Raw genomic sequence first — 25,113 nt, 5'->3', positions numbered from 1 at the left:
CGGCGCTCTGCTACCCCGCTTCACTCCGGCGGAATGCGCAAACTACTTCAGGGCCGCTGGATATGACCCGGAATGAACAAGATCTGCTCTAGGTAGCCGACCATTGACAGGTCGGGGGCCAATATCAGGACGGCAAACAACCACCAACTGGCATCCAGTTTAGCGTACCAAGCGGTGGCGACAACGAGTACCCCAAGCCCCTCAAGGCGAAGAAGCACCTTTGGTATTCCAGTGACGAAACCAGTCATAACCCTATCTCCAACTGTTATGTCGGAGTGATAACATCGACGATGGGCATACAAAATTTACTAAATTCTACTATCGGCTATTCAGAAATGAATATCTCGGTCTTTGAGACGCTTTGATGATGCCTCTGACTGACCTTTTGATCCGCCGCAAGAAAAAAAGCCGCCGCAATGCCAAGGCAGCCAAACGCCTAGTGCGCAAGCTGCTGAAGGGCCAAGGCCGTGCGCCACGCGTGATGGGTACCGACAAGCTTAACACGATCAGTCTCGATAGTCCGGCACCTCCCGGTCAAGCACGCGTCGAATACTTGTCAGATGCATGCGGGCACTTTCCGGATCCCCTTCGCGCATCTGCCGCGCCGCTTCGGCAGCAACATGGGGCAAAACCGGCAGCAGTTTGCGGCCCGACCCCATTGCTTTCAGCTGAACTTCGGCAGCACGTTCGAGATAGTAGAGATCATCCCATGCTTCGGCGATATTGGGCGCACAGACCATGACACCATGGTTCTTCATAAACAGGATATCCTTGTCGCCGAGCACCGCTGCGATCCTATCGCCTTCGCTTTCGTCCAGCGCCAGACCGTTGTAATTCTCATCCACCGCAACACGGCCATAGAACTTGAGCGCGGTTTGCCCTGCCCAGACCAGCGGTTCGCCTTCCACCATGCTGAGCGCCGTTGCATTCGGCATATGGGTATGAAAGGCAGCCCCCACACGAGGGGCCATCTTGTGAAGGCGGGCATGGATGTAGAAGGCGGTCGCTTCCGGCACGCCGTCGCCGGCGACCACATTGCCCTCGAAATCGCAGATCAGCAGTGATGAAGCCGTTGCCTCCTGGAAGGCCCAGCCAAGACGGTTGACGATAAAGAGATCGGGGTGGCCGGGAACGACGGCCGAGAAATGGTTGCAGATCCCCTCTTCCAACCCCAGACGCGCCGCCATCCGCAGACAGGCAGCCAGATCAACCCGTGCCTGCCATATCTCATCGGTCTCCAGCGAGACATTGCGGCGAACAGCGGCATTTGCCTTTGAGACATTCAGTTCGTGAGCCATGGTTATCTCCACCTCCTTAAGTTACATCCAGCCCGCTGCGGCAAGGACGGCAGGCACCCTGCCGAGGGTTGGCACGATTTCGTTCGGGTGGTAGTCAGCGAGCGGCTTGCGGCCTGTTCCGCGATCGACCCAGACCGTACGAAAGCCGAGTTCGCGCGCCGCCGCAAGGTCGAGATGCGGGCTGGCGCAGATATGCACCAAATCCTCCATACCGATGCCCAGGGTTTTCCAGGCATGATGGAAGATCTGCCGGGATGGCTTGTAGGCCCCGGCCTGCTCAGCCGTGATGACGCGGTCGATAAAGCCACCAAGTTGGGCGACATTGCCGGCAATGATCGCGTCGTCTGTATTCGAGATAATCGCAAGGCGGAAACCCGCAGCCTTCAGCTTTTCCAACGTCGCTACGATTTCTGGAAACGGCGGCATCTTGCCGATCGAGGATGTCAGGATCCCGGCATCCGCAGGCGTGAACGGCAGGTCGAATTCAACCATGGCCCGCTCCAGGGCAAGGGCACTGACCGCGGCAAAAGTTCGGTGAGGACGCTCCTCTTCCAGCGCATGTTCATAGCGGTCATAGACCGTAATGAAAGCCTTGTGATCGATAGCGCGACCTTTCGGGGATAATATCCGGTCCATCGCTGCAAGCAGCCCTTCGTCCCATTGGATGAGGGTTCCGTAGCAATCAAAGGTCAACCATGCTGGTCTGGCTCCAGGCAGTGTCATCTCTCGTCTCCTTCGGTTTCCCGAGACTGACAAAAGCTGAACAAATTGAGAAATTAAATCTCATCATCATCTTCATCGAGAAATCAAATGAGCCTGGGCTTCGATCTGGGCCCTCAGTCCTACGGTTTGGTGAGAGACGATGACACCACGGGCTGCCAGCATATCCTCGACCATTCGTAGGCTGAGCGGAAACCGGAAATAGAGCCATACGGCATGGGCAATCACCTCCGCCGGAAACCGGTGACGACGATAGAGAGGATCACGTGCAGATCTGGTCATGCCGCCAGATCCCACATTTTGAGCGATGCTCGAATAACGTTACGGTGCCGCCCGGATTACTTGGCCGCAGCCTTGCCGAGCGGCTCCATACCGCTGCCGCGGATGACGGCGGCGTTGGCGGGATCGGCGAGGAAGTCGATCAACGCGCGGGCGGCCGCTACGTGATGAGATCCTTCAACCACGCCCGCCGAGAAGACGGTGATCTTCTGCAGGTCGCCGGGTACCTGACCGATGAGCTTGATGCCCGTGATCGGCTTCAACTCGGACACCTGCTGGAAGCCAATCTCATATTCGCCCGACGCCACGACCGAACCGACCGGCACGGCCGGGATCATCTTGGCCTTGCCGGCCATTTCGGCCTTGATGCCCAGTTTGTCGAACATTTCCTTTTCGATATAGACGCCGGAGGCACTGTCCGAATAGGCGACGGATTTGGCACCGCGAAGCGCTGTCTTCAGCGCTTCGGGCGTGCTGACGTCAGGAGCCGGCGCGCCTTCCTTGACGACAATGCCAATGCCGGACTGGGCCAGCGGCATGCGCGTATCGGCAATGACCTTTTTGTCTGCAATCAGATTGTCGAGCGCCTCGCCAACCATGATTAGGACGTCGATATCTTCATTGCGGGCCAAGCGCTGCGGCACAGCATTCTTGGTCGTGCCCATCGACGGGCCCCATTGGGAGACGACCTTGTTGCCGGTCCGTTTCTCGAATTCCGGAATGAGTTCCTTGTAGGCGGCAGCGAAACCACCCGAGGAAACGACGTTGATCGTATCGGCAAATGCACTGGGGGCGACAACCAAAAAGAAGGCGGCGAAGGCCGCTGCGATGCGTTTCATCCCAAAAACTCCTCTTTGTTGGGATTGAATTTCAATGAAAGAGACTGAGTGAAGAGAGCGGGACAGAAAATGGCGCCGTCCCGCGTCGTCTGTCATGCCTTCGCGGTGATGGCGCTGGCCCGCGCGCCGTCCGTCACCTTGCGGTAGACCAGAAGCGTCGCCACCAGACCGCAACCGCCTGCAAAGGCGAGCCAGTAGCCTGGAGCTGCCTTGTCGCCGGTCTCCTGGATGAGCCAGGTGGCGATGGCTGGCGTAAAGCCGCCGAAGATCGCCGTCGCCAGTGAATAGGCAAGCGAGAAGCCCGCTGTCCGCACGATCGGCGGCACGATCTCCGTCAGGGCAACCACCATAGCGCCATTATAGCTGGCATAGAGGAAGCTGAGCCAGAGTTCGGCGATCAGCATGCGCTCGAAGCTCGGTGCGGCGACGAGCCAGGCGATGGCCGGGTAGGCTGTCACGAGCGAGAGCGCCGAAAAGACCACGAGTACGGGCTTGCGGCCGATGCGGTCGGAAACAGCGCCCATGACCGGCAGCCAGAAGAAGTTCGATAGGGCGACGCAGAACGTGACGAGAAGACTGTCGGTCTCCGAAAGCTTCAGGACGCTCTTACCGAAGGTCGGCGTGTAAACGGTGATGGCATAGAACGAGACCGTCGTCATGACGACCATCAGCATGCCGAGCAGAACGATGCCCCAGTTGGTGGCCAGCGTCTGATAGAGCTGCGTCATTGTCGGGCGATGTTGACGGGCGGCGAATTCCTGCGTTTCTTCGAGCGAGCGCCGGATATAGAACAGGAACGGTACGATGCCGCAGCCGATGAAGAAGGGTATGCGCCAGCCCCATTCCGACATCATGCTCGGTGGCATCAGGGAGTTCAGCGCATAGCCGAGGACGGCCGCGACCATGATGGCAACCTGCTGGCTGCCCGACTGCCATGATACATAGAAGCCTTTTTTGCCGGGCGTCGACATCTCCGCCAGATAGACTGAGACGCCGCCGAGTTCCACACCCGCGGAAAAGCCTTGCAACAGGCGGCCGATTAGAACGAGAAGCGGTGCGAAGAGACCGATCGTCTGGACGCCGGGCACGAAGGCAATGAGCACGGTGCCGAGCGCCATGATGCTGAGCGTGACGATGAGGCCCTGGCGGCGGCCGATCTTGTCGACATAGGCCCCGAGAAAGATCGCTCCGAGCGGTCGCATCAGAAAGCCCGCGCCGAAGGTCATGAAGGTCAGCATCAGCGATGCAACTTCATTGTTCGACGGGAAGAAGGTCTTGGAAATGTTGCTGGCATAGATGCCGACGAGGAAAAAGTCGAACATTTCAAGGAAATTGCCGCTTGTTACGCGCAATACGGTGCCAACGCGGGATGAGCGTGTACTTACTGTCATGGTTGTCTCTCCCTATGCATGAGACCTACCCAGCTTGGGGTCCTCCGGTCTCCATGCGAACGGTCGCGCGTCAGTCGTGTTAGCCCACGCCGCTTATCGACGGCAGGCCGCGACATGCCGCTTTACCAAACTCATTTCCAACCGCTTACATCGGATTTCCTGTCACCATCCTGTCACGCCGCCGGAGCGGCACGAAATTGTCTTGTCGCGGACCCATCCTCCGTGCTTGATCTAGGCCGAAGCAAATCGTGACCAGGGAGGAAGGCATGCGGGTCCTCATTGTGGAGGATGACCCCTCGTTGGCGCGCGGGATCGTGGCGGCCCTTGTGGCCGCCGGCTATGCGGTTGATCGTGTCGACAATGGCCGCGACGGGCTCTCCGCAGCCCTTGAGGAAGACTATGCGCTCGTCGTGCTCGACCTCGGCTTGCCCGAAATGGATGGGCTCACGGTCCTGAAAGCGCTGCGGCAGGCCGGTTCGACAACGCCCGTGATGATCCTGACCGCGCGCGATGCCATTCCCGACAGGGTCGCCGGGCTCGACGTGGGAGCCGACGACTATCTGACCAAGCCCTTCGCGCTCGAGGAATTCGAGGCCCGCGTGCGCTCGCTCGTCCGGCGCGGCCAGAACCAACCCAGCCCGATGTTGACCGTAGGCGCTCTATCGATTGATCGTAACTCAAGCACGGTAACGCTGGCCGGACGCACGCTTTTTCTGCGCCCAAGAGAATATTCAGTCCTGGTGCTTCTTCTCAGCCGAGCAGGTCAGGTTGTGCAAAAGGAGCGGCTCGCTTCGGCGATTTCGAATTTCGACGATGCGCTCACGCCCAATGCCGTGGAATTGCATCTCGGCCGCCTGCGAAAGAAGCTTGAGCCACATGGCCCCAATATTCGCACAATCCGTGGGGTCGGCTATATCCTCGAGGTCGAGTGAAATGGACGCGAGCGCCGCGCCGTCCATCCGTCGGCGCCTTTTGCAAAATATGGTGTTGCCGGTCGCTGTGCTGGCGATCGTCTTCGGCATCGGCGGCGCATTTCTCATCCATAGCGTCGTGAGCCTGACCCAGGATCGCCTACTTGATGCGGCGCTCGTCTCTATCATCGATCGGGCGACGGCACGGGGGCCGGCGCATCTCGACAACACGGTGGCGCAGGGCGCCATCGAGATCCTGGGCGGCGAGACAGATGACACATTTGCCTTTTGCATATCCGACGATGCCGGCTTTCAGCGAGGCGACCGGGAGCTCTGTGCGCTGGACACGCGCCCCGCGCCCCTCGGCCGGATCACGCATGTGCCGGCCGATCTAAGTGACAACCAGGTGCGGATCGCGATGACGAGCCGCACCATCGAAGGCTTTGCACGTCCGCTCACCTTCAGAATGGCGGAGACGCTTAATAGCCGGCTCAATATGGAAGCGCGGATGCTCGTCGTCCTCGTGTTTTTTGAAGCCGTTCTCCTGAGTGCTGCCGCCATTCTCTCCTATCTGGCCATTTTGCGCGGGCTTCTGCCGCTCACCGAGATCAGTCAGGAGCTTCTGGGACGGGCGCCACCGGGCGCCATCCCCTTTGCCCGCATCGATACCGCACGGGTGCCTGAAGAGGCCGTCGATCTCGTCTCGGCGATCAACACGTTGATGGAGCGGCTGGATGAAACGATCGCCGGCGTGCGCGATTTTACCGCCGATGCCTCTCATCAGTTGCGCTCGCCGCTGGGCGGTATCAAGCTGCATCTTGAGCTTCTGGAGCGGCAGGCGGTGGGCCAGGACAATCTTCTGGCAACGCTCGGCGAAGCGCAGAACGGTGTGACGCGCCTGCAACGCACGCTTCAGCAGTTGATCGTGCTGGCGCGAGTCGATGCGAAGAGCGGCGCGGTCGATCTAGATCAGCGCGTCGATCTCGCCCGCCTTGCCGCCGACGTCCTGGCCGAGCACGTCCCCAAGGCTCTGAACCGCAATGTCGACATCGTGCTCGATGCGCCGGACGACCCCATCAACGTCACGGGCAATCCGCTGCTTCTCAGGGAAATCATTGCCAACCTTGTCGATAACGCGATTGCACACAGTGCCGAAGGCGGTTGCGTAACGGTGCGCGTGATGCTGGACGCGACGACCGGGACAATCGCGGTTGAGGATGAAGGGCCGGGTATTCCCGAGGAGGAACGTAGTCGTGTCTTTCAACGCTTCTACCAGATTGCCCGTGGCGACGCGAAGCCGGGTTCGGGGCTCGGTCTTGCGATCGCGCGCCGTATCGCCGATCTCCATGGCGGCTTGATCACTCTCGGCGAGACCGCTTCGGGCCACGGCTTGAGCGCCCGGCTCAGCCTGCGCCTCTTTCAATCGAAGTCGCTGGACTAGGAACGCGAGCCAGTGCTGTGAGGGCCAGCGCGCATCAGCCCTGCAGACAGATATCAGACGCTATTAGTTTGATTCCGGAACGGACGCATTTCCAACATCGACGTGGCGAAAGAAGTTGGGCTGTCTCCTTCGCCATGCTTGCGCCGAGTCCAGTTCCTGGAAGAGGGGTTAGAACAGGAGCTGCCCTCGCTTGCGATAATCGGCATGGGGCTGTGCATAAACTTTCCGCTTCTTCTCGCCCTCCAGGGTCCCTCAGCGATGATGCCTGCACTATGTCCGATTAAGGCATTCCGAAACGATAGTTTCTAGGACCGCGTTAGCCCTCAGAGCATACTACCCCAACCCATGCAGTTGATGGATTGTGAACCTTCACTCCGTTAGAAAAGATCGAACGTTATCAGTTGCTTGCGTTCCACATCCCATCGAACGGCGCAAATTTGTCCACCTTTTTCAAGAACCTGCATAGTGCTCGTCGCCGACCAAGTGTAGATGAAGAATACCTTCACCTATCTGTCAGGTCTCCCGTGGATCAGCTACTTGCTATTCGAACATTTGTCCGCGTCGCCGAAGCCGGCTCCTTCGCCAGGGCGGCTGACACGTTGAACCTGCCCCGGTCCTCCGCCAGCAAGCTCGTGCAGGATCTCGAGGCGCATCTAGGAACAAAGCTCGTAGAGCGCACGACGCGATCAGTCACGATGACCACCGAGGGCGTCGCCTATCACGAGCGCGCGCTCAAGCTCCTCGCCGATCTCGATGACATGGACGGCACTGTCGCTGGTTCGCGTAGCGCGCCTAAGGGAAAGCTGCGCGTCGATATTGGCTCGGTGCTTGCAAATCAAATCCTCATACCTGCGCTCTCCGATTTTCAGCACCAGTACCCATATATCGACCTCATGCTCGGCGTCGGCGATCGCCCCGCCGACCTCATCAGCGAGGGGATCGATTGCGTCATTCGCGGCGGAGCCCTCGGTGACTCGTCGATGAAGGCGCGGAAGCTGTGCGAACTGGACTACGTGATTTGCGCGTCGCCCGCCTATCTGGATGGCATGGAGTTGCCGGAGCGGCCTGGTGATATCGAGAAGCATCGGATCATCAGTTATTTCTCAGCGTCATCGGGAAAGCGGTTTCCATTGCGCTTTCAGCGCGGCGAAGAGCGAAGCGAGTATCTCCCAACCTCCAGCGGCATTTCTGTCAACGAGAGCACCGCGCACCTGAACGCGCTGCTCGCAGGACTGGGGATCGGCCAAAGTTTCGGTTTCCTGGCACGGCCTCATTTCGAGAGTGGGGCGCTGGTCGAACTGCTGCCCGACTGGAAGCCGGACAATCATCCCCTGCACCTCGTCTATCCCGCTGATCGATTTCCAAACCCGCGGCTGCGCGCCTTCACGGAATGGGCGGCAAAGGTATTCGAAGCCGTCGACGCGCGACGCAATGTGACGATGCAGACCATCCATCCACATGGATAATGTCTCTACCCTGAGCGGCTTCTCACCGACGATCTGACGAACTAATTTCTCTTCATCGGACGGCGACGAGGCCAACGGCCAACGCCACCTCCCGAACAGTTTTAGATTTTCAACAGGCCGCGCATTCGGGCTGAACCCTTCTGCGCGCCCAGCATCAGGAGAATAAAATGACCAACAGGCTTGAAAACAAGATCGCCGGCGTCACCGGGGCAACCAGCGGCATCGGCCTCTCGACCGCCAAGCTCTTTGCCGCCGAAGGCGCACGCGTCTACATCACCGGCCGCCGCAAGGATGCGCTCGACAAGGCAGTGGCCGAGATCGGCCGTGGCGCGGTCGGCGTCCAGGCCGATTCCTCCAGCAACGATGATCTCGACAAGCTGTTCGCCCAGGTGAAGGCGGAACAGGGACGCCTTGACGCCCTCGTCGTCAACGCCGGCGGCGGCACCATGCTGCCGCTCGGTCAGATCACCGAGGAGCAGATCGACGACACCTTCGGCCGCAACGTGAAGGCCGTCATCTTTACGGTTCAGAAAGCGCTACCGCTGCTCAGCAAGGGCTCGTCGGTCGTGCTGACCGGCTCGACCGCCGGCACTGAAGGTACGGCTGCCTTCTCTGTCTACTCCGCTTCCAAGGCCGCCGTCCGCAACCTGGCCCGCTCCTGGGCGCTTGACCTGAAGGGCACCGGCATCCGCGTCAACGTCGTCTCGCCCGGCGCAACACGCACCCCCGGCCTCGTCGAGCTTGCCGGTGACGACAAGGAACAGCAGCAGGGCCTGCTCGACTATCTCGCCTCGCGCATCCCGCTCGGCCGCGTCGGCGAATCCGAGGAGATCGCCAAGGCCACCCTGTTCCTTGCTTCCGACGATGCGAGCTTCGTCAACGGCGCCGAGCTCTTCGCCGACGGCGGCCAGGCCCAAGTCTAACTCCCGCAGCGGGAGCGGCCAACAGCCGCTCCCATTCTCATTCTCAAGGAGAACCCGCGATGCGTGCCGCAGTCTATTTCAAGCATGGAAAGCCTGAGGACGTTCTTCAGGCTGTCGAAGTCGAAGATCCCAAGCGTCCCGAGCACAACGAAGTGCTGATCCGGGTGCTGCTTCGGCCGGTCCACCACGGCGACCTTCTCGGCGTATCGGGACGCTACCAGTCGGGAGCGGTGGTTCCGAACGAGGGTGCGCGTGTCGGCTTCGAGGGCTATGGCATCGTCGAGGAAGCAGGTGATGGCGTCGACCTGAAGCCGGGCACCCGCGTCGCCTTTTTTCCCGGCAAGGGCGCGTGGAGCGAGAAGGCCATCGTCTCGGCCGAATACGTCACCGAAATCCCCGATGACGTATCTGATGAAGCCGCAGCGCAGCTTCACGTCAATCCGCTGACGGCGGCGCTCCTTCTGCGCGCCGTCGAAACATCCGGCGCGAAGCCGGGCCGCGACGTACTCGTTCTCACCGCCGCCGGATCCGCGGTCGCCAGACTCCTGATCGGACTGCTTCTCGATCGTGGCTTCGACGTGGTCGGCGTCGTCCGGCGGGAAGCCGGCGTGAACGAACTCAACGTGGTGTTCCCGGATCTGCCTGTTGTCTCGACCGACAAGCCCGGCTGGCAGGAGAATGTCATATCTGCGGCGGACGGTCATCCGATCGGGGTCGTGCTCGACCCTGTTGGCGGCGAGACTGCCAGTGCGGCCGCCGGGCTGCTCGCTCAAGGTGGCAGCCTTGTATCCTATGGCGATCTGTCCGGGCAGCCGATCTCGGTCTCCGCACTTTACTTTTCGACGCGCGACATCCGGATATCGGGCGTGACCGTTGGGCGGTGGGCAAGCCTACCAGTCAAAATCCGCAAAGCCGATCTCAGGCTGGCGATAGAACTGGCCGCGGGCAAACCGGAGCTTTTCCCGGTCGAGAAGACATTCGATCTGGCAGACGTCGGCAAGGCGGCGGCGCTCGTCGAAATGCCTGGCAAGACTGGGACGGTCCTGCTTTCCTCCTACTAGCAAGCTGCCCCGTTGCGGCACGAGAGCCGAAATCTGGAACAAGAACATCCAGGCGGAGCAAATCCAGACATCGGCGCTCGCTACGCGCAGGTCTAATCTTGATCCGATATTTCAACGGATCGTCGACAACCCAACCATCATAAAACCAGAACATGAGAGATCGAGCAAAAGTGGTTCTTCCGCTACCTGATGAAGGATGAAAGCAGGATCGACGCCCGCGACCGCGCCGTCTATGCGACGCTTACGCGAGCCGCGATGCAATCCGCGCCGGCAACGCCTGGTATCAGGCCTTTCCACAAGACATCATCGATGATGGCGACTACGCCAAACTCGAGATGCCGGTTCTGGCGCTCGGCGGCCCCGGTTACGTCTGGCTGAAGACGACCCTTGAGCGAAAGACGACCAATCTGCAGGTCTTCAAGATCGCTGACAGCGGCCACTTCATTGCCGAAGAGCAGCCGGAAGAAACCCTGAAACACATCACCGACTTCCTCAACTAAGATTCTCCAGGAAAAAGCCATGACACTTCAAGGACTGGGTATCCACTTCATCCATGTGAAGTCGAAGCATGCGAATGCGAAGCCCTTGATTCTCACCCATGGATGGCCGGGCTCGGTGGTGGAGTTCCTCAACGTGATCGCACCGTTGGCAGACCCGACAGCACACGGCGGAAAGGCAGAGGATGCCTTCCACCTCGTCCTCCCATCGCTTCCAGGCTACGGGTTTTCCGACAAGCCGAAGGAGACAGGTTGGGGTCTGCCGCGGATCGCCAGGGCTTGGGCTGAGCTGATGCAGCGCCTCAGCTACACCGAATATTATGCGCAGGGTGGCGACTGGGGTGCCGGGGTTACGACATGGATGGCCAAGCAGCACGTCGCTGGCCTGAAAGGCATCCATCTCAACCTGCCGCTTCTCTTCCCGCCACCGATTGAGGGAACACCAAACGCCGAGGAGCAGGCTTCGATCGCCCAGCTCGTCGCATTCGCAGCCCACGGTTCGGGTTACGCCAAGATCCAATCGACGCGCCCGCAGACGATCGGCTACGCGCTTACGGATTCACCAATCGGCCAAGCCGCGTGGATCTACGAGAAGTTTGGAGAATGGACAGACTCCGATCATCACCCTGAAAAGGAACTCGGCTACGATCAGATGCTGGACGACATCATGCTCTACTGGTTGACCGATACCGCTGCCTCGTCCGCCCGGCTCTATGCGGAAAGCTTCGACACGGACTTTAGCCCACAAAAGCTGGATATCCCCGTGGCTATCAGCGTGTTTCCGGCTGAGCTCTATCGTCCTTTGAGAATCTGGGGCGAGCGTATGTTCTCGAAGCTCACCTATTGGAACGAGGCCGCCCACGGTGGTCACTTCGCAGCCTTCGAGCAGCCGGATATCTTCACCGACGAACTCCGCAAGGCCTTCGCCACCATGTGAAGCCGTGAACCGGACGGCCTGCGCCTCAGTCCCCTCAAGCCAAGCCGTCCGGGACCTGAACGACCAGAAACCAAAAAAACTGACGCATCGGAATAAAACCGTGGCGGCGATGTCTACCGATGTGCCGAACTGATCTGCAACCAAGCCGAAGGGCCAAGTCTATGCGCATCGCCGTTCCCGTCATCCTGTCCATCTCGGTCTGCAGCATCGCAAATGCTGCTTTCGCACATGCAAGTCTGACACGGTCGGTGCCGCCCGACGGAGAATTTCTGAACGCCTCGCCGACTGAATTCGCGCTGGGCTTCTCCGAGGGGCTCGAGCCGGTCTTCTCTCACATGACCGTATCGGCTTCGTCGGGCGAGCCGGTCGCTCTGAATGGCGAGCACGTCGGCGGAACAGGAGATAGCGAGCTTTCCGCTAGTCCCTCGTCCCCACTTAAGCCCGGCAGCTACACGATCAAATGGGTCGTTCTCTCCAAGGACGGTCACAAGACCAGTGGCACGAGGAGTTTCACGGTGACGCCATGACACCTCACGACGCCTTAATCCTGGACCGTTTCATGCTCAGTTCGGCGCTCTCTGTCGTCTGGGGTGGCTTGGGTTTCACACAGCTTGCTTCCAGCCCTGCGCGAGCCCAGCTTCAGCGATGGATGCGTGGGCCGGTGCTCGTCTCGAGTGCGATCGCGGCCACTGCCGCCATTGCCGCTGTCCCGATCCAGCTCACCCTACCAGGCTGGTCTTCTCTTAAAAATCACTACGGTTACGGCGATGACGTGTCTTGCTTTGGCCAATCGCTATTTGATCGTACCGCTCTGCCAAAATTATCCTGACGCATCCACGCATTTGCTTGTCGCCGGCGCGATGCTCGAGATTTGCCTGGGACTGCTCGCATTCGGGATTGTCGCCTCGTTCGGTCTTGATGATCCGACGACATAATTTTTGTTCTCTTCGGGAATAGACGCCGCGCCCGCGTGTCTACCTCACTAATAAGAAGGAAGAAGTCGATGAATATCTTGTCCTACCGAAAGTCGACGGTCGTTGCGGCCGCCATGCTGGCAACCGTTGGGGCGTGCGCCGCCTTTGCCCACGATCCGGCGCGGCATGAACACTCAACCTCGCAGACCGCCGTTGACGGCCCGGAGACCGCTTACCTCACGGAAAACAATGCCGCGATGGACAAGATGATGGCGGACATGGAGGTCAAGCCGACAGGCGACGTCGACCGTGACTTCGTGGCGATGATGACGCCCCACCATCAGGGCGCCATCGACATGGCGCTCGCTGTCCTGAAATACGGCAAGAACGAGCAACTCAAGCGCATCGCGCAGGAAATTATCGTGGATCAACAGCAGGAGATCGCGGCCATGAAGCTTGCGATCGGCGATCCGCTTCCCCCATCCGAAGCTGCCCCAACCCAGGTCGCACCGGAGGATACCCCCGCCCGTTCCATGCAAAGCATGGATCCCAATATTAAGATGTAACCTAAAGGTCTTTCCCATGAACATTCGGACATCTTTTGCCGCCAGCTTGCTGGCGGGCAGCGTGCTATTGCCTTTTTCTACCTTCGCTGGCCAGGCGCCCTTCGCAGCTTCCAATCCGGATATTCCGGTCAGCAGCAAGGACCGGGTTTACGCTGCCGAGCAGTTTTCGAATACGGTCTCGGTCACCGATCCCGCGACCAACAAGCTTCTCGGCGTCATCAAGCTCGGCGATCCCCAGCCCGGCAACCTTTCGCCGCTCTACAAGGGCCAGGTCCTCGTCCACGGCATGGGATTTTCGCCGGACAAGAAGACGATCGCCGTCGTCTCGATCGGTTCGAACTCCGTCACCTTCATCGACACGGCGACCAATACCGTCAAGCACACGACCTATGTCGGCCGCTCGCCGCACGAGGCTTTTTATACGCCCGACGGAAAGCAGATCTGGGTAACGGTTCGCGGTGAGGATTATATATCCGTCATCGATGCCAACACCTTTGAGGAAACGGCGCAGATCAAGGTTCCCGCCGGCCCCGGCATGCAGATCTTCTCGCCGGACGGCAAATACGGCTATATCTGCTCGTCCTTTAACCCCGAGACCGTCGTCGTTACCGTCGCCGATCATCAGATCGTTGGCCACGTGAAGCAGGCAAGTCCGTTCTGCCCGAATATCGCCGCATCGCCGGATGGCAAGCAGGTCTGGTTCACCCTGAAGGATGTCGGCAAGACTCAGGTCTTCAACGCCCAGCCGCCTTTCGATCTGATCAAGACGATCGATACCGGCCCGATTACCAATCACGTCAACCTCGTCACCAACAAGAATGGCAGCTTCGCCTATATTACCGTTGGCGGTCTTAACGAGGTAAAGGTTTTCCGCACCGACAATTTCGAGCAGGTTGCGACGATCCCGGTCGGCAATCTGCCACATGGCGTCTGGCCGTCAGGCGATGGCACCCGTGTCTATGTCGGCCTTGAAAACGCCGACGCTATGGCTGCAATCGACACGCTGACCAACAAGGTGATCGCCACGATACCGATCGGCCAGGCAGCGCAGGCGGTCAATTACGTGCCGAATGCGGTACCGGAGGGCGATGGCCTGCAGAACCTGCAACCACTTGGGACCGCGGGCGTCGCGGCTCACCTGAAGCTCGAAACGAAGGGTGACAAGGAAAAGAAGGCCCCGACCAGTGTATCTCTGTTCGATCAGGGTCTGACCCAGGTTCTTCAGGCATCCGTCACGGGCCTGGAGCCGAAGAAGATGTATGTTTTGGCACTTTCCGATAAGGCGGATGGCAGCGGGCCGCTCCAGGGTCTGTCGAACTTCATGACGAACCCGGCCGGCTCGGCAATCGTCAATGCCGTTGGCCCCATCCGTCAGATCGTCGAATCCAAGCACAAGGACGAGCGTCGCTACCTCGTTGTTGCCTCGGATGAAGACGGCAAGCCCGGCAACGTCCTGCAGGTACAAGTTGCGGAGTAAAGCGAACAGACGGCCCGCCAAGCCGCGGGCCGTCTGACTGGAGTTCAGGATATGGATGACTTGCTTCGATGTTTTGGAAGACCGCAGCTTTGCGCGTAAAACCGCGCGGAGTGCTGACAGATCGTCAGGCCAGAAAGGTCAATGCTTTGAAGCAGGGCTCTCGAGCGTTCGCCATTATGCGTGGCTTGGCCATGCGCTTCAACGGCATCTTGCGCAGCACGAGCTCGCAGGCACTGGAGGAATGGATCGACGATGCCATCGACACCGAGCTAACGGCAATCATGCGTTTCGCCAGCGGTGCCAGTCCCGTCAAGGCAGTCGTCAAAATCGAGATTGGCTGCGTGAAGGACATGGAAAGCATGGCTGAAATGGCCAGCTATACGACGACATCGACGACCTGTTCAGCCGCTGGCCTGCCGGCACTCGCGTACGACAACCATGAATGCTTTACCACTCCAGGCCTCATCCTGAGCTTTTAGCGACCTAGCCCGGGTTTACAGACGTTCTATGCTCTTGAACAGATTGGAACCGTCGGCGCGATGGTGCCATGTCCACTTTGGGGTGGGCCCATGCACGCTATTCATTCCAGTCGAGGGCTGCCAGCAAAGGATGAATATTCCAAGCACCGGCGCCCGCTCAAAGAACCCTATGCGCAAGACACACGTCAGCATCATGGGATTGCGATAGGCCCCTGGTCTAATCCTCAACTAGATTTCACCATTTATAGCTTAGCTGCGCCAGGACACTGCGGCGAGCGCCGTACTGGCAAAACAATGTGCTTGCGCATTGTCCAACATACGTCTTGTCAAAGAGGTTGGATGCGTTGACACTTAAATTCACACCCTTCAGATCCGGATTTGCGACACCGAAATCGTACCGGATTGCAGCATCGACAAGCGTGGTGGCTGGCAGCAACATTCTGTTGGCGGCGTCGCCGAAATGCGCGTCGATGTAGCGAACCCCAGCCCCAAGGCCCAGTCCACTCAAGGGACCGTCCTGAACGGTATAATCGAGCCAGAGGTTGGCGATATTGCGTGGGATCTGAGCAGGCTTGTTTCCCTTATAGTCGTTACTCCTGGTAACCTCACCATCCATGTTGGTGTAGCTGGCGCGCAAGCTCAGACCATCAGTCAGGGCGGCGACCGCCTCGGCCTCAAAGCCCCTCACCCGGACCTCTCCGGTCTGAACGCTGAACGTGGGATGCAGCGGATCGGTCGTCGCGACATTTTGCTGGGTGAGATCATAGGCGGAAAGCGTGACGTAACTATCGTAGCCGATCGGCTGATACTTGATCCCCACTTCGTATTGCTGACCCGTCGTCGGTTCGAACGGCGTCCCGACGAAATCGCTGCCAGGAGTCGGCTCGAATGACGTCGAGTAGCTGACATAAGGGGCGAGCCCGTTGTCGGCGAGGTACACGACGCCCGCACGCCATGTGAATTTGCCATCGTCCTGCGGCACGGATTTGTTGGCAAGCCGGTCTCTCGTCGACGATTCGGCAAGGTCGTAACGGCCACCGAGCGTGAACGCCCAGTTGTCAACGCGCATCTGGTCCTGAAGATAAAAGCCCGTCTGATTCAAAGATGACTCTTCGCTGCGGGTAACCGGGGGCATCAACGTCGTAGCGCCGTAGACAGGGTTCAGGATATTCAAGCTAGTCGCTGCTGCTGTCCCGAAAAGGAAATCGGATTGCACGTTGCGATAATCGACGCCGATCAGGACAGTATGATCGACCGGACCTGTCGAAAACTCTGCTTCCGCCTGATTATCGACCGAAAACGAGCCCAGTTGCTGATCGACAAAAGACCGGCGCCGCGCCATCCTACTACCGACCACCGGAGCACCTGAATAACTCACATAGCGGTAATCAGCGTCCTGGCGGTCGTAGCGCAGGTTCTGCCTTATGGTCCAGATGTCACTGAACCGATGCTCGAACTCGTATCCGATCGACTTCGAGGTCCGGATGAACCTGTCGAATCCCGGTTCACCTGCATAGAAACTCGTGGGGATGAATCCGTAGGGTGCCCGCGTCAGCGTGCCGATCGGCGGCAGGACATTAACCTGGTTGCCAAGATCTTCCCGAAGATAGCTGCCAAGGATCGTGAACCGCGTATCGGCATCAGGCTCCCAAGTCAACGAAGGCGCAATATATTGCCGGTTGTCCTTGCCGTAGTTGATCTGCGTGCCGCTGTCTCGTGCCAGCCCGACCAAACGATATTGCAATTCGCCGTCCTGATCGATAGGGCCGCCGAAATCGAACGAGGTTTGCTTGCGATCATGGGAGCCATAAGAGACGTCCACCTCATGAACGGGATCCCTTGTCGGCTTTTTGCTGACCAGATTGACCAGGCCACCGGGCGCGTTCTGCCCGTAGAGCACGGACGAAGGTCCTTTCAGGACTTCGATCCGTTCCAAACCATAAGGTTCAGGGCGGCCCAGTCCAGCGAAGGTGCCTTCAGTCAGTTTGAGACCGTTCAGATATTGGGCAGCGTCAAAGCCACGAATCAGGGTTTTGTCGTATCGCAGGTCAACGCCACCCCAATAGTCACCGCGGACGCCGGACGTATATTGGATTGCCTCGCCGACCGACTGGACGCGCCGCGCCTCCATTTCCTTCTGTGTGACCACAGAGATTGCTTGAGGGGTTTCTTGCAGAGGGGTGGACGTCTTGGTGGCAGAGCGCGCTGTTTTGGCAAGGAACGTCTCGGCGTCGGAGCGCTCACTGCTCAGGATGATCGGCGCCAGCACCGTGCCGCCCTCTTGCGCGTACCCTGGATAGGCCGTTGGCAGTAGACCGATGGCCGTGACAAGAACGATCCGCGAGCCGGATGACAAAAGAAGCCGATTGATCAATTTGCGAACCCCATGCCTGCTTTATCGGAGCAAGTTGACCTAACCGCCAAGCTTGCTATACGAGCCATAGGAAAAGCGGACGTTTTGAGTCAAGTTCTGAACGGACGGATTGTGAAAGAGCGGGCAAGAGTGACATTATGGCAATATCGCGGCGCAGTTTCTTGGGCGGAAGCTTGATCGGCATCGGTCTGGCACTCGCTACGCCTCGTTTTGCAAGGGCGCAGACGCCAGTCGTCGTTCGTGACCTGCTCGGCCGTGAGGTTCGCTTGGCGCAGCCGGCACGCAGGGTCGTGCTTGGTCAAGGACGCTTTCTGAGCATGATCAGCATGGTGCATCCGGATCCGCTGGGGTTGCTGGTGGGCTGGGCTGATGATCTGAACAGCACCTTTCCAAACGAGGCCAAAGCGTGGATTGATCGTTTCCCGGCTTTGAAGTCTCTCCCCGTCATCGGTGCCCGCGTAGGCAGCGATTATGCAATCGAAAACCTTCTGATGCTTCAGCCTGATCTGGTGCTGATCAGCCGGTTTGCAGCCGGGCCGGTCAACAAGGATGGGAGTACCGCCTTTATCGATACCTTGACAGGTTCGGGGCTGACTGTGGCCGTGATTGATTTCGCGCAGGACCCGCTGAACGACACCGTGCCCAGCCTGCGGATCTTGAGCCAACTCCTTGGCCAGCAGTCGAGGGGGGATGAGACGATCTCATTCTATCAGGACACCTTGAAGCGCATCGTGTCACCTTTTGTTGGCAAACCGGTGAACCCGGTGAACGTTCTCTTCCACAGCCACGCCGGCGTGATGCCGTGCTGCGCTAGCATTGGGAAAGGCAGTTTCGCGGATCTGGCGGAGATGGTCGGCGGTCACAGCATCGCCGGGGACGTGTTGAAAAAAGCGGTCGGGCCGCTCAGCCTCGAATATATTCTGACCCGTCAGCCCGACGTCTATGTAGCGACGGGCGGGCTTCGTGGCGAGGGTGCCGGCGGCATCGTTATAGGCGCGAATGTCGATGAAAGCCGCGCCCGAGAGAGTTTGGCACGGATCGTGTCGGACGAAGGTCTTTCCCAGATGTCAGCGGCCCGCAACAAACGCGTGTACGCACTCTGGCATGGCCTCAACGAGACGCCATTGCACCTTGTCGCGCTGGAAGCTTTGGCGGGCTGGCTCAATCCCGGCCTGAAGGGTGAATTCGATGCAGAGCGAACGCTGAGCGACTTCCGCAAGCGGTATCCGTTGTTGCCGCAGGATGGCGTATACAGCGTCGCGCTTACCCCCGAGACGTAATTTTGTGAAAGCATTGTCGTGACATCAGCTTCTAGACTGCACATTTATTCCACCCGGCACCGCGAGTTTACGCAGCTTCTTGCGGATGGCTTCACAGAGGAAACCGGAGTCGCGGTGGATATCACAGACATCAAGTCGGATGCGCATCCACGCATGCTGGCGGAAGGCTCGGACTGCCTTGCCGATGTCATTGTCACCCTGGATTTTCGTCGGCTGATAACGTTGGCGGAGCTCGGCTTGGCGCAGCCTGTCAGATCGAACGTTCTTGATCAGCTGGTGCCGGAGCATCTGCGCGATCCGCAGGGGCTGTGGTTCGCCCAGTCGATGCGCGCTCGACTGATCTTCGCAGCGAAAGCCTTGGACCAGACCAGCTTTACTTACGACGATCTTGCAGCAACCGAATGGAAGAACCGCATGATCATCCGGTCGGCCGGTCACATGTTCAACACGGCGCTGATCGCAGCCTACCTCGCAGAACACGGCGATGGTGCTACCGAGGCCTGGATGAAGGGAATCGCCGCCAATCGCCCCCTTAGAATGGGCGGCGACCGGAACGTTGCGCGCGCGATCGCAGATGAGAATGCCGAGATCGGGCTCGCGAATTCATATTATTATGGAGAAATGCGCTCCGGGGTCAGCGGTTCAGAGCAGCAAGCGTGGATGGAAAGTCTCAGAGCTTTCATCCCGACATTTGCCAATGGCCGCACCCCCGTCAATATCACCGGATCCGCCGTCGCTCGTCACGCTCGCCATCCAGAGTTGGCCGTTGCATTCCTTGAATTTCTGGCCGGCGAAAAAGCGCAGCGGATTTATGCCGACAAAAGTTATGAATATCCCGCATCGCCAGACGTTCCGCCAAACGACCTGATCCGGGAGGCCGGTGAGCTTGATCCCGATACCACACCGCTCAGTATCGTCTCTCGCCACAGCGATCGCGCGGTTGAACTCGCTGCGACGATCCCGTGGAACTAGACGACATGGAAAACCACAGTGCGAGATATTCCCAGGCGGCAGTTCGACCTGCTGGTCCTTTGGCGCGCCGTTACGCGGCTTTCGTACGTGTGCGTCTAGCGATCCTGGGCCTGCTGGCGCTATTTCTTGTTGTTGCTTTCACGCTCGACGTTTTTACCGGCCCTGCGGCCTTATCCCCAATTTCCGTTATCAATGGTTTGTTGCACCCGGAAAACCTGCCGGGTCCAGTCCGCTATATTCTGTTCAACGTTCGTTTGCCCTATGCCATCATGGCTGTGCTGGTCGGAGCCTCCCTGGGACTGGCCGGCGCAGAAATGCAAACCGTGCTGAATAACTCGCTTGCCAGCCCTTTCACTTTGGGTGTTTCCGCCGCCGCCACGCTTGGCGCATCGCTTGTCTTGGTTTTTGGACTTGCATCGATCGGTCTTCCACAAGAAGTCATCATGCCGGCAAGTGCATTTGCCTTGGCGGCAATGGCAGCGATGCTCATTCATTTTCTGGCTCAGACCCGTACCAACGGGGCCGATGGCGTGGTCCTGTTCGGAATAGCGTTGGTGTTTGCCATCAATTCCGTCGTCGCCCTGTTGCAGTTCGTGGCGGATGCGGACACGCTGCAGCAGATCGTTTTCTGGGGCATGGGCAGCTTCTCCCGCTCGACCTGGCCAAAGATTGCAATCGTTGCGGCTGTACTCGTCATCGCCTTTCCGATTTCGCTGCGCAATGTGTGGAAGCTGACTGCGCTTCGGGCCGGTGATGCACAGGCTGAAAGCCTGGGTATCGATACCAACCGGCTGAGACGAAACGTCATGTTGCGCGCCAGCCTTCTCGCGGCTGTTGCGGTCTCGTTTGTCGGCACAATCGGCTTCGTCGGATTGGTCGGGCCGCACATCGCCCGGCTGCTTCTCGGCGAGGATCATCGCTTTTTCCTTCCGGGCGCAGCGTTGGCGGGCGCTCTCATTCTTTCCTTGGCGTCAGTCGCCTCAAAGACGATCATACCTGGCTTGATCATCCCTGTTGGTATTGTAACGTCGATCGTCGGCGTCCCGCTGTTTCTCTCGCTGCTGTTGACCAGGGACCGGCGCATATGAGTGGTCTGATCGTCCGCCATCTCTCGGCGGGATATTCCAAGCGGCAAGTCATCCGCGATCTGTCTCTTCCCGCTGTCCCGGCGGGCACGTTACTGGGGCTGCTCGGTCCAAATGCTTCAGGGAAATCAACTCTGTTAGGGGCAATCGCTGGACAGGGACGGAGCTCGGGCCAGATCGAATTGAACGATGAGGATCTAAACTTCCTGTCTCACGCGAAACGCGCGACCCTCGTCGGCTATATGCCGCAATCCTTGCCGGGAACGACCTCCCTTGTTGCTTACGAGGCCGTCATGGCAGCATGCAGAGCTGTTCAGCCCAATTTCCGGGAGGCCACGGTCGAGGATGCGATCGAAAGCACGTTTGACGATCTGGGAATACGGCATCTCGCTCTCGAGCGTATGAGCCATTTGTCCGGTGGGCAGCGCCAGATGGTCGGTCTGGCACAGGTTCTGGTCCGCAGGCCGCAACTGCTTCTGCTCGACGAACCGACGAGTGCCCTTGACCTGCGCTGGCAACTTTCCGTTATTTCAGCTGTCAGACGCATGCTGGAGAAAAGCCGCGCCGTGGGAGTCATCGCGATCCACGACATCAATTTGGCGATCCGGACATGCGATCAGCTTGCAGTCCTCGATCGCGGGGAGATTATCGCCAGCGGTCTGGCAGCAAACGTGATTACGCCGGAGGTTATCGCGCGGGCATACGGGGTCTCATCACGCGTTGAGACCTGCTCAAGAGGCATCCCATTTGTCCTGGTCGACGGAACGTTGGCTTGATCTCGATCATACGACGAGATTTGTGCTTTTCACTTCGAGATGGAGTTTGCCAGTCGATTCGCGGAAGTTTGAACTCGGCTTGATCCCGGCCCTTTTACCACATGAGCCGCTTCACTGCGAAAGTAGAAGCTACCACGTTTCCGGCATCCAGCAAATCGCAGATCGTCACAGCTACATCTAAAGGCGGTTACCGGCGACATTTTTGGCAAAACTGCTGATGACCGGTGGAGAAGAACAAGATCACGCCCCCGCGCGGTCATTGGCGCTCGCCCGCAATCTCGGCCTGATCACCGGCTCATTACTGATGAGTGCACTGTTTGCCAGCGTGGTCGGCGATACCGCAACTGCGGCCGCCGGCATGGTGACGGATGTCACGCTTCGCCTTCCACGTCGCAGCCGCCATGGCAGGGGCTTTCCTGCCTTCTCTCACGCGTCGTCCGCGTCGGCGTCACGCCTGACACCGCGCAACAAGGATCATGCGCAATGCAACAGAACAACCTGCCACGGCATCGTAAACTTAACGACAAAAAGGCGCGACCATGAAGCGGGCCTCTTTTGTGTGTCATGTCCAGGCGATTTTTGCCTACAGGTTCATCGCCGCTGCGGCCGGACCAGCTCCTCGACAAACATGCCGAGCTTCAGCTGATAGAGATGAATACGTCTTCGCAATGGAAGCTCCCGGCGGCTTTTGCAAATCTCAGCATTATCGGACGCATCGCATGCACCGATGCGTCCGATGTCAAATCAGGCAGCCTGTTCCCATTCATCCGGTTCGCCGGTAGCGAATATGACGTCGAGATTGAGGAAGCATATCATGTCCTTGTCGCGGGCGAAGATCCCCTCGGCATAACCGTTGGCAGATATGCCGGCCGCGGCAGGGACTTGTTGAAGCTCGTCACCCCGGATTGTCAGTATGTCCGAGACACGATCGACCATAAGGCCGATGGTCTTGTCCTTGACGACAGTGACAACGATCGCGCTACGCTCGCTGGTTTCCGCTGACGCCATCCCGAGCTTGACCGCGAGATCGACGATCGGGATCACCGTGCCTCGAAGGTTCATCACCCCCATAACCTCTGCCGGCGTATGCGGTAGAGGGGTGACTGGCGCCCATCCGCGGATTTCGCGAATGGAGGTGGTGCGCACGCAAAACTGCTGTTCATGCAGCATGAAGGCGATGATCTCCAGCGTATCGGCGTCGTGGCTGAGCATCTGGTTCATCAGAAATCCTCCCAGCCGTCCTTGCCGGCGTCGATGGCTGCGTTGCCGGAGAAGGCCGACGCGATCTTCCGGCCGAGCGCTCTGGCCGGAGAAGCGGCAGGGACCTCGCGTCCGGACGCAGGGCGGATGCTACCTGCCGAACCGCTGCCCAATTTGAACTGAGAAAGAAGCTGGTTCAACGACTGAACTTCCCTGGCAAGGCTATGGCTTGCGGCCGTCGATTCTTCCACCATCGCGGCGTTTTTCTGCGTGTCCTGGTCCATCTGATTGACGGCGGTATTGATCTGCTGGAGCCCGGAGGACTGTTCGTGGGCCGATTCCACAATCGACAGCACATGACGGTTGATCTCCTGCACTTCGGAGACGATCGTCTGAAGAGCCTTTCCGGTATCGCCGACGAGTTGCACGCCCTGATGCACCTGGTCGTTGGAGGTAGTAATCAGCGCCTTGATCTCCTTGGCGGCGGTCGCCGAACGCTGGGCGAGCTCGCGTACCTCCTGGGCAACGACAGCAAAGCCCTTGCCGGCTTCGCCCGCCCGCGCCGCCTCGACGCCGGCATTCAGCGCAAGCAGGTTCGTCTGGAAGGCGATTTCGTCGATAACACCGATGATGTTGGAGATCTCGCCTGACGACTTCTCGATCTCCTCCATTGCAATCACTGCCCGGCGCACGATCTCGCCGGATTGTTCCGCACCAGCTTTGGCGCGGGCTACGAGTTGACCGGCGTCCTGGGCCCGCTGGGTGGCGTTCTTGACGGTCGTGGTGATCTCTTCCAATGCTGCGGCCGTTTCCTCGACGGCGGCCGCCTGCTGTTCGGTGCGCTTGGCGAGATCGTCAGCAGCCGAACGGATCTCGTTCGCGCCACCATCGATGCCGCGGGCGTTCTCGGAAACCCGCTTCAAGGCTTCCTGCAGTTTTTCGGCTGACTGATTGAAGTCGCCGCGAACGCCATCCAGCGACTGGGTGAACGGCTGGGCGATGCGGTAGGAGACATCGCCATCCGACAGCTTCGAGAGGCCGGCTGCGAGACTGTCGACCGCGAACTGGATGTCGGCAGCTTCCTTCGCCCTCTGCTTTTCACGCTCGATGCGTTCCTTCTCGCTCATCGAGCGATTGGCTTCCGTTTCCTGCTCAAGCCGGATTCGCTCAATGGCATTCTCGCGGAACACCTGGACGGCTGCCGCCATCTCTCCGACTTCATCCTTGCGCTCGATATAAGGGATGGCGCTGGAATTATCACCGCCCGCAAGCTTGCGCATGGCTTCGTTGATGTTGCGGATAGGCTTGACGACCAGAAGAAAGACGAGCCACAGAGCCGCCACCGAGAGTGTCACGGTCAACCCGCTGGTCAAATAGTTGCTGAATGCGGTCTGGTCGGCTGCTTGTTTCGATTCCACGTTCCGCTTGCCGAGCAGGTCACGCTCTTCGTCCTGCATCTCGCGAACCTTGGCGCGAATGGCGTCCATGAACTGCTTGCCGGCACCGGCGCTCTCCATCGCCCGAGCCTGCTCCCGGGTGGCGGAGGCCTGCATCAGCGTTTTTTCCTTTTCGAGCACCTTGTCGGTCCAGTCGGAGACGTAACCGTCGAGATCGACCAGACGTTTCTGCTGGACAGGATTGTCTGCCGTCAGATTTTTGACGTCGCCGAGAGCCTGCCTGTAAGTCGCCTGTCCCGCCTTCTGCGGAGCCAGAAACGCTTCGTCGCCGGCGATAAGGTAACCGCGCAACCCGGTCTCCTGGTCGACCATCGACGCCACGATCTTATCGAGGTTGGAAAGAACCAGGTAGGTGTGTTCCGTAATCGCCACCGCCTGATTCTGGCGGGCAAGACCGCTCAGATTGATGACGCAGACGATGATACTCAGGAGGATGACGACTGCAAAGGCTAAGGAAATCTTGGTGAGTATCTTCAGATTGGTGAATGCGGACATTGTCGAACCTTTGATGATCGAACGGTGGCGAAAGCGAAGCAGTTTGCCTTTCGCCCCAAGGGACAGCGAATGGGAGCGGGTTGATCCCGGGGATCCCAAGGGGAGCGCGCGGTCAGGTTTCAGTTAGTCAGGTTCGCGTGCCGGAATGTTCTATCCGCTGGTGATCGGCCATCGGGCAAGTTCGTTCGACCTCCGCTCGCAAGGAGCGCGGCTCGGAATGCTTCACACTGGAAACGTCTGGACAGGACAGAGGAACAAATACCCTCATGGCAAAT

General features: G+C 59.1%; 24 protein-coding genes and 2 pseudogenes. 17 read left to right on the top strand and 9 right to left on the bottom strand.

From position 1 onward, the window contains the following. Positions 1-47: 47 nt before the first annotated feature. From FHT29_RS32125 to FHT29_RS32100, 6 genes and pseudogenes are all read right to left on the bottom strand, one after another. Entirely contained in the window at positions 48-248 is a 201-nt protein-coding gene (locus tag FHT29_RS32125; RefSeq protein ID WP_168600989.1) for a DUF4260 family protein, read from the bottom strand. A gap of 258 nt (positions 249-506) precedes the next feature. Then, positions 507-1,298 (bottom strand): aldolase, encoded by a 792-nt coding sequence (locus tag FHT29_RS32120; RefSeq protein WP_047563032.1) that lies wholly within the window; start codon positions 1,296-1,298, stop codon positions 507-509. 21 nt (positions 1,299-1,319) lie between these two features. Further along, complete coding sequence (locus FHT29_RS32115) at positions 1,320-2,021, bottom strand: haloacid dehalogenase type II (protein WP_168600988.1); 702 nt, start codon at positions 2,019-2,021, stop codon at positions 1,320-1,322. 120 nt (positions 2,022-2,141) lie between these two features. Further along, positions 2,142-2,300 (bottom strand): annotated as a pseudogene (locus FHT29_RS32110) (IS6 family transposase); the annotation flags it as partial. A 56-nt stretch (positions 2,301-2,356) separates the two neighbouring features. After that, positions 2,357-3,136, bottom strand: coding sequence for a substrate-binding domain-containing protein (locus FHT29_RS32105; protein ID WP_052212731.1), 780 nt, complete (start codon positions 3,134-3,136; stop codon positions 2,357-2,359). A 92-nt stretch (positions 3,137-3,228) separates the two neighbouring features. Further along, positions 3,229-4,527, bottom strand: a complete 1,299-nt coding sequence (locus FHT29_RS32100; protein WP_047563027.1) for an MFS transporter — start codon at positions 4,525-4,527, stop codon at positions 3,229-3,231. Between the two features lie 266 nt (positions 4,528-4,793). Here FHT29_RS32100 and FHT29_RS32095 point away from each other — a divergent pair, with 266 nt between their 5' ends. The 12 genes and pseudogenes from FHT29_RS32095 to FHT29_RS34815 all read left to right on the top strand — a co-directional run. Further along, on the top strand, positions 4,794-5,459 hold the full coding sequence (locus tag FHT29_RS32095; RefSeq protein ID WP_047563024.1) for a response regulator: 666 nt from the start codon (positions 4,794-4,796) through the stop codon (positions 5,457-5,459). 1 nt (position 5,460) lies between these two features. After that, positions 5,461-6,879 (top strand): ATP-binding protein, encoded by a 1,419-nt coding sequence (locus FHT29_RS32090; RefSeq protein ID WP_168597260.1) that lies wholly within the window; start codon positions 5,461-5,463, stop codon positions 6,877-6,879. A gap of 87 nt (positions 6,880-6,966) precedes the next feature. Beyond that, positions 6,967-7,188, top strand: coding sequence for a winged helix-turn-helix transcriptional regulator (locus tag FHT29_RS32085; protein WP_168600991.1), 222 nt, complete (start codon positions 6,967-6,969; stop codon positions 7,186-7,188). A gap of 215 nt (positions 7,189-7,403) precedes the next feature. Next, the gene (locus FHT29_RS32080; RefSeq protein ID WP_168600987.1) at positions 7,404-8,345 is read left to right on the top strand and encodes a LysR family transcriptional regulator; all 942 of its coding nucleotides are present in this window, start codon (positions 7,404-7,406) and stop codon (positions 8,343-8,345) included. A gap of 167 nt (positions 8,346-8,512) precedes the next feature. Then, positions 8,513-9,268 carry an SDR family oxidoreductase gene (locus FHT29_RS32075; protein ID WP_168600986.1) on the top strand — a complete coding sequence of 252 codons (756 nt, stop codon included), beginning with the start codon at positions 8,513-8,515 and terminating at the stop codon, positions 9,266-9,268. Positions 9,269-9,327: 59 nt separating this feature from the next. Then, positions 9,328-10,329: a zinc-binding dehydrogenase gene (locus FHT29_RS32070; protein ID WP_168600985.1), complete on the top strand. Its 1,002-nt coding sequence runs from the start codon at positions 9,328-9,330 to the stop codon at positions 10,327-10,329. 335 nt (positions 10,330-10,664) lie between these two features. After that, on the top strand, positions 10,665-10,829 hold the full coding sequence (locus FHT29_RS34325; protein ID WP_210166119.1) for an alpha/beta hydrolase: 165 nt from the start codon (positions 10,665-10,667) through the stop codon (positions 10,827-10,829). A 19-nt stretch (positions 10,830-10,848) separates the two neighbouring features. Beyond that, entirely contained in the window at positions 10,849-11,763 is a 915-nt protein-coding gene (locus tag FHT29_RS32060) for an epoxide hydrolase (protein ID WP_246703195.1), read from the top strand. A 161-nt stretch (positions 11,764-11,924) separates the two neighbouring features. After that, positions 11,925-12,290 carry a copper resistance protein CopC gene (locus tag FHT29_RS32055; RefSeq protein ID WP_052212729.1) on the top strand — a complete coding sequence of 122 codons (366 nt, stop codon included), beginning with the start codon at positions 11,925-11,927 and terminating at the stop codon, positions 12,288-12,290. A 476-nt stretch (positions 12,291-12,766) separates the two neighbouring features. After that, complete coding sequence (locus FHT29_RS32045) at positions 12,767-13,243, top strand: DUF305 domain-containing protein (protein WP_047563013.1); 477 nt, start codon at positions 12,767-12,769, stop codon at positions 13,241-13,243. 16 nt (positions 13,244-13,259) lie between these two features. Next, a complete protein-coding gene (locus tag FHT29_RS32040) occupies positions 13,260-14,720 on the top strand; it encodes a YncE family protein (RefSeq protein ID WP_047563009.1) in 1,461 nt (486 codons plus the stop codon). Between the two features lie 83 nt (positions 14,721-14,803). Beyond that, positions 14,804-15,013, top strand: a pseudogene (locus tag FHT29_RS34815) (ISL3 family transposase); the annotation flags it as partial. Positions 15,014-15,434: 421 nt separating this feature from the next. Here the strand turns inward: FHT29_RS34815 and FHT29_RS32030 are convergent. Continuing rightward, entirely contained in the window at positions 15,435-17,573 is a 2,139-nt protein-coding gene (locus FHT29_RS32030; RefSeq protein WP_168600983.1) for a TonB-dependent siderophore receptor, read from the bottom strand. 173 nt (positions 17,574-17,746) lie between these two features. Between FHT29_RS32030 and FHT29_RS32025 the strand changes: the two genes are divergently transcribed. The 5 genes from FHT29_RS32025 to FHT29_RS32005 all read left to right on the top strand — a co-directional run bounded on the left by FHT29_RS32025 (position 17,747) and on the right by FHT29_RS32005 (position 22,332). Beyond that, the gene (locus FHT29_RS32025; RefSeq protein ID WP_168600982.1) at positions 17,747-18,853 is read left to right on the top strand and encodes an ABC transporter substrate-binding protein; all 1,107 of its coding nucleotides are present in this window, start codon (positions 17,747-17,749) and stop codon (positions 18,851-18,853) included. Positions 18,854-18,871: 18 nt separating this feature from the next. Continuing rightward, on the top strand, positions 18,872-19,825 hold the full coding sequence (locus FHT29_RS32020) for an extracellular solute-binding protein (RefSeq protein WP_348644914.1): 954 nt from the start codon (positions 18,872-18,874) through the stop codon (positions 19,823-19,825). Positions 19,826-19,830: 5 nt separating this feature from the next. Next, complete coding sequence (locus FHT29_RS32015) at positions 19,831-20,913, top strand: iron ABC transporter permease (RefSeq protein ID WP_168600980.1); 1,083 nt, start codon at positions 19,831-19,833, stop codon at positions 20,911-20,913. Then, on the top strand, positions 20,910-21,686 hold the full coding sequence (locus FHT29_RS32010; protein ID WP_168600979.1) for an ABC transporter ATP-binding protein: 777 nt from the start codon (positions 20,910-20,912) through the stop codon (positions 21,684-21,686). The genes FHT29_RS32015 and FHT29_RS32010 overlap by 4 nt, the downstream gene beginning before the upstream one ends. Before the next feature lie 202 nt (positions 21,687-21,888). Next, the gene (locus FHT29_RS32005) at positions 21,889-22,332 is read left to right on the top strand and encodes a hypothetical protein (protein ID WP_168600978.1); all 444 of its coding nucleotides are present in this window, start codon (positions 21,889-21,891) and stop codon (positions 22,330-22,332) included. A gap of 98 nt (positions 22,333-22,430) precedes the next feature. Here the strand turns inward: FHT29_RS32005 and FHT29_RS32000 are convergent, their stop codons facing one another. Together FHT29_RS32000 and FHT29_RS31995 are read right to left on the bottom strand one after the other, a co-directional pair. Next, entirely contained in the window at positions 22,431-22,907 is a 477-nt protein-coding gene (locus tag FHT29_RS32000) for a chemotaxis protein CheW (RefSeq protein ID WP_047641425.1), read from the bottom strand. After that, positions 22,907-24,838 carry a methyl-accepting chemotaxis protein gene (locus FHT29_RS31995; RefSeq protein WP_168600977.1) on the bottom strand — a complete coding sequence of 644 codons (1,932 nt, stop codon included), beginning with the start codon at positions 24,836-24,838 and terminating at the stop codon, positions 22,907-22,909. The genes FHT29_RS32000 and FHT29_RS31995 overlap by 1 nt, the downstream gene beginning before the upstream one ends. Positions 24,839-25,113 lie beyond the last annotated feature (275 nt).

The sequence above is a fragment of the Rhizobium sp. SG741 genome (assembly GCF_012275435.1).
GTDB classification, from domain to species: domain Bacteria; phylum Pseudomonadota; class Alphaproteobacteria; order Rhizobiales; family Rhizobiaceae; genus Rhizobium; species Rhizobium lusitanum.
Note: the sequence above shows the minus strand (reverse complement) of the source record. Positions and strands in the feature narration are given on the sequence as shown.

Coding starts and splice junctions, on each gene's coding strand:
- FHT29_RS32095 (WP_047563024.1), top strand. CDS start 4,794: ATGCGGGTCCTCATTGTGGAGGATGACCCCTCGTTGGCGCGCGGGATC.
- FHT29_RS32070 (WP_168600985.1), top strand. CDS start 9,328: ATGCGTGCCGCAGTCTATTTCAAGCATGGAAAGCCTGAGGACGTTCTT.
- FHT29_RS32015 (WP_168600980.1), top strand. CDS start 19,831: ATGGAAAACCACAGTGCGAGATATTCCCAGGCGGCAGTTCGACCTGCT.
- FHT29_RS32075 (WP_168600986.1), top strand. CDS start 8,513: ATGACCAACAGGCTTGAAAACAAGATCGCCGGCGTCACCGGGGCAACC.
- FHT29_RS32010 (WP_168600979.1), top strand. CDS start 20,910: ATGAGTGGTCTGATCGTCCGCCATCTCTCGGCGGGATATTCCAAGCGG.
- FHT29_RS32120 (WP_047563032.1), bottom strand. CDS start 1,298: ATGGCTCACGAACTGAATGTCTCAAAGGCAAATGCCGCTGTTCGCCGC.
- FHT29_RS32090 (WP_168597260.1), top strand. CDS start 5,461: ATGGACGCGAGCGCCGCGCCGTCCATCCGTCGGCGCCTTTTGCAAAAT.
- FHT29_RS32115 (WP_168600988.1), bottom strand. CDS start 2,021: ATGACACTGCCTGGAGCCAGACCAGCATGGTTGACCTTTGATTGCTAC.
- FHT29_RS32040 (WP_047563009.1), top strand. CDS start 13,260: ATGAACATTCGGACATCTTTTGCCGCCAGCTTGCTGGCGGGCAGCGTG.
- FHT29_RS32055 (WP_052212729.1), top strand. CDS start 11,925: ATGCGCATCGCCGTTCCCGTCATCCTGTCCATCTCGGTCTGCAGCATC.
- FHT29_RS32000 (WP_047641425.1), bottom strand. CDS start 22,907: ATGAACCAGATGCTCAGCCACGACGCCGATACGCTGGAGATCATCGCC.
- FHT29_RS32105 (WP_052212731.1), bottom strand. CDS start 3,136: ATGAAACGCATCGCAGCGGCCTTCGCCGCCTTCTTTTTGGTTGTCGCC.
- FHT29_RS31995 (WP_168600977.1), bottom strand. CDS start 24,838: ATGTCCGCATTCACCAATCTGAAGATACTCACCAAGATTTCCTTAGCC.
- FHT29_RS32125 (WP_168600989.1), bottom strand. CDS start 248: ATGACTGGTTTCGTCACTGGAATACCAAAGGTGCTTCTTCGCCTTGAG.
- FHT29_RS34325 (WP_210166119.1), top strand. CDS start 10,665: ATGCCGGTTCTGGCGCTCGGCGGCCCCGGTTACGTCTGGCTGAAGACG.
- FHT29_RS32060 (WP_246703195.1), top strand. CDS start 10,849: ATGACACTTCAAGGACTGGGTATCCACTTCATCCATGTGAAGTCGAAG.
- FHT29_RS32100 (WP_047563027.1), bottom strand. CDS start 4,527: ATGACAGTAAGTACACGCTCATCCCGCGTTGGCACCGTATTGCGCGTA.
- FHT29_RS32045 (WP_047563013.1), top strand. CDS start 12,767: ATGAATATCTTGTCCTACCGAAAGTCGACGGTCGTTGCGGCCGCCATG.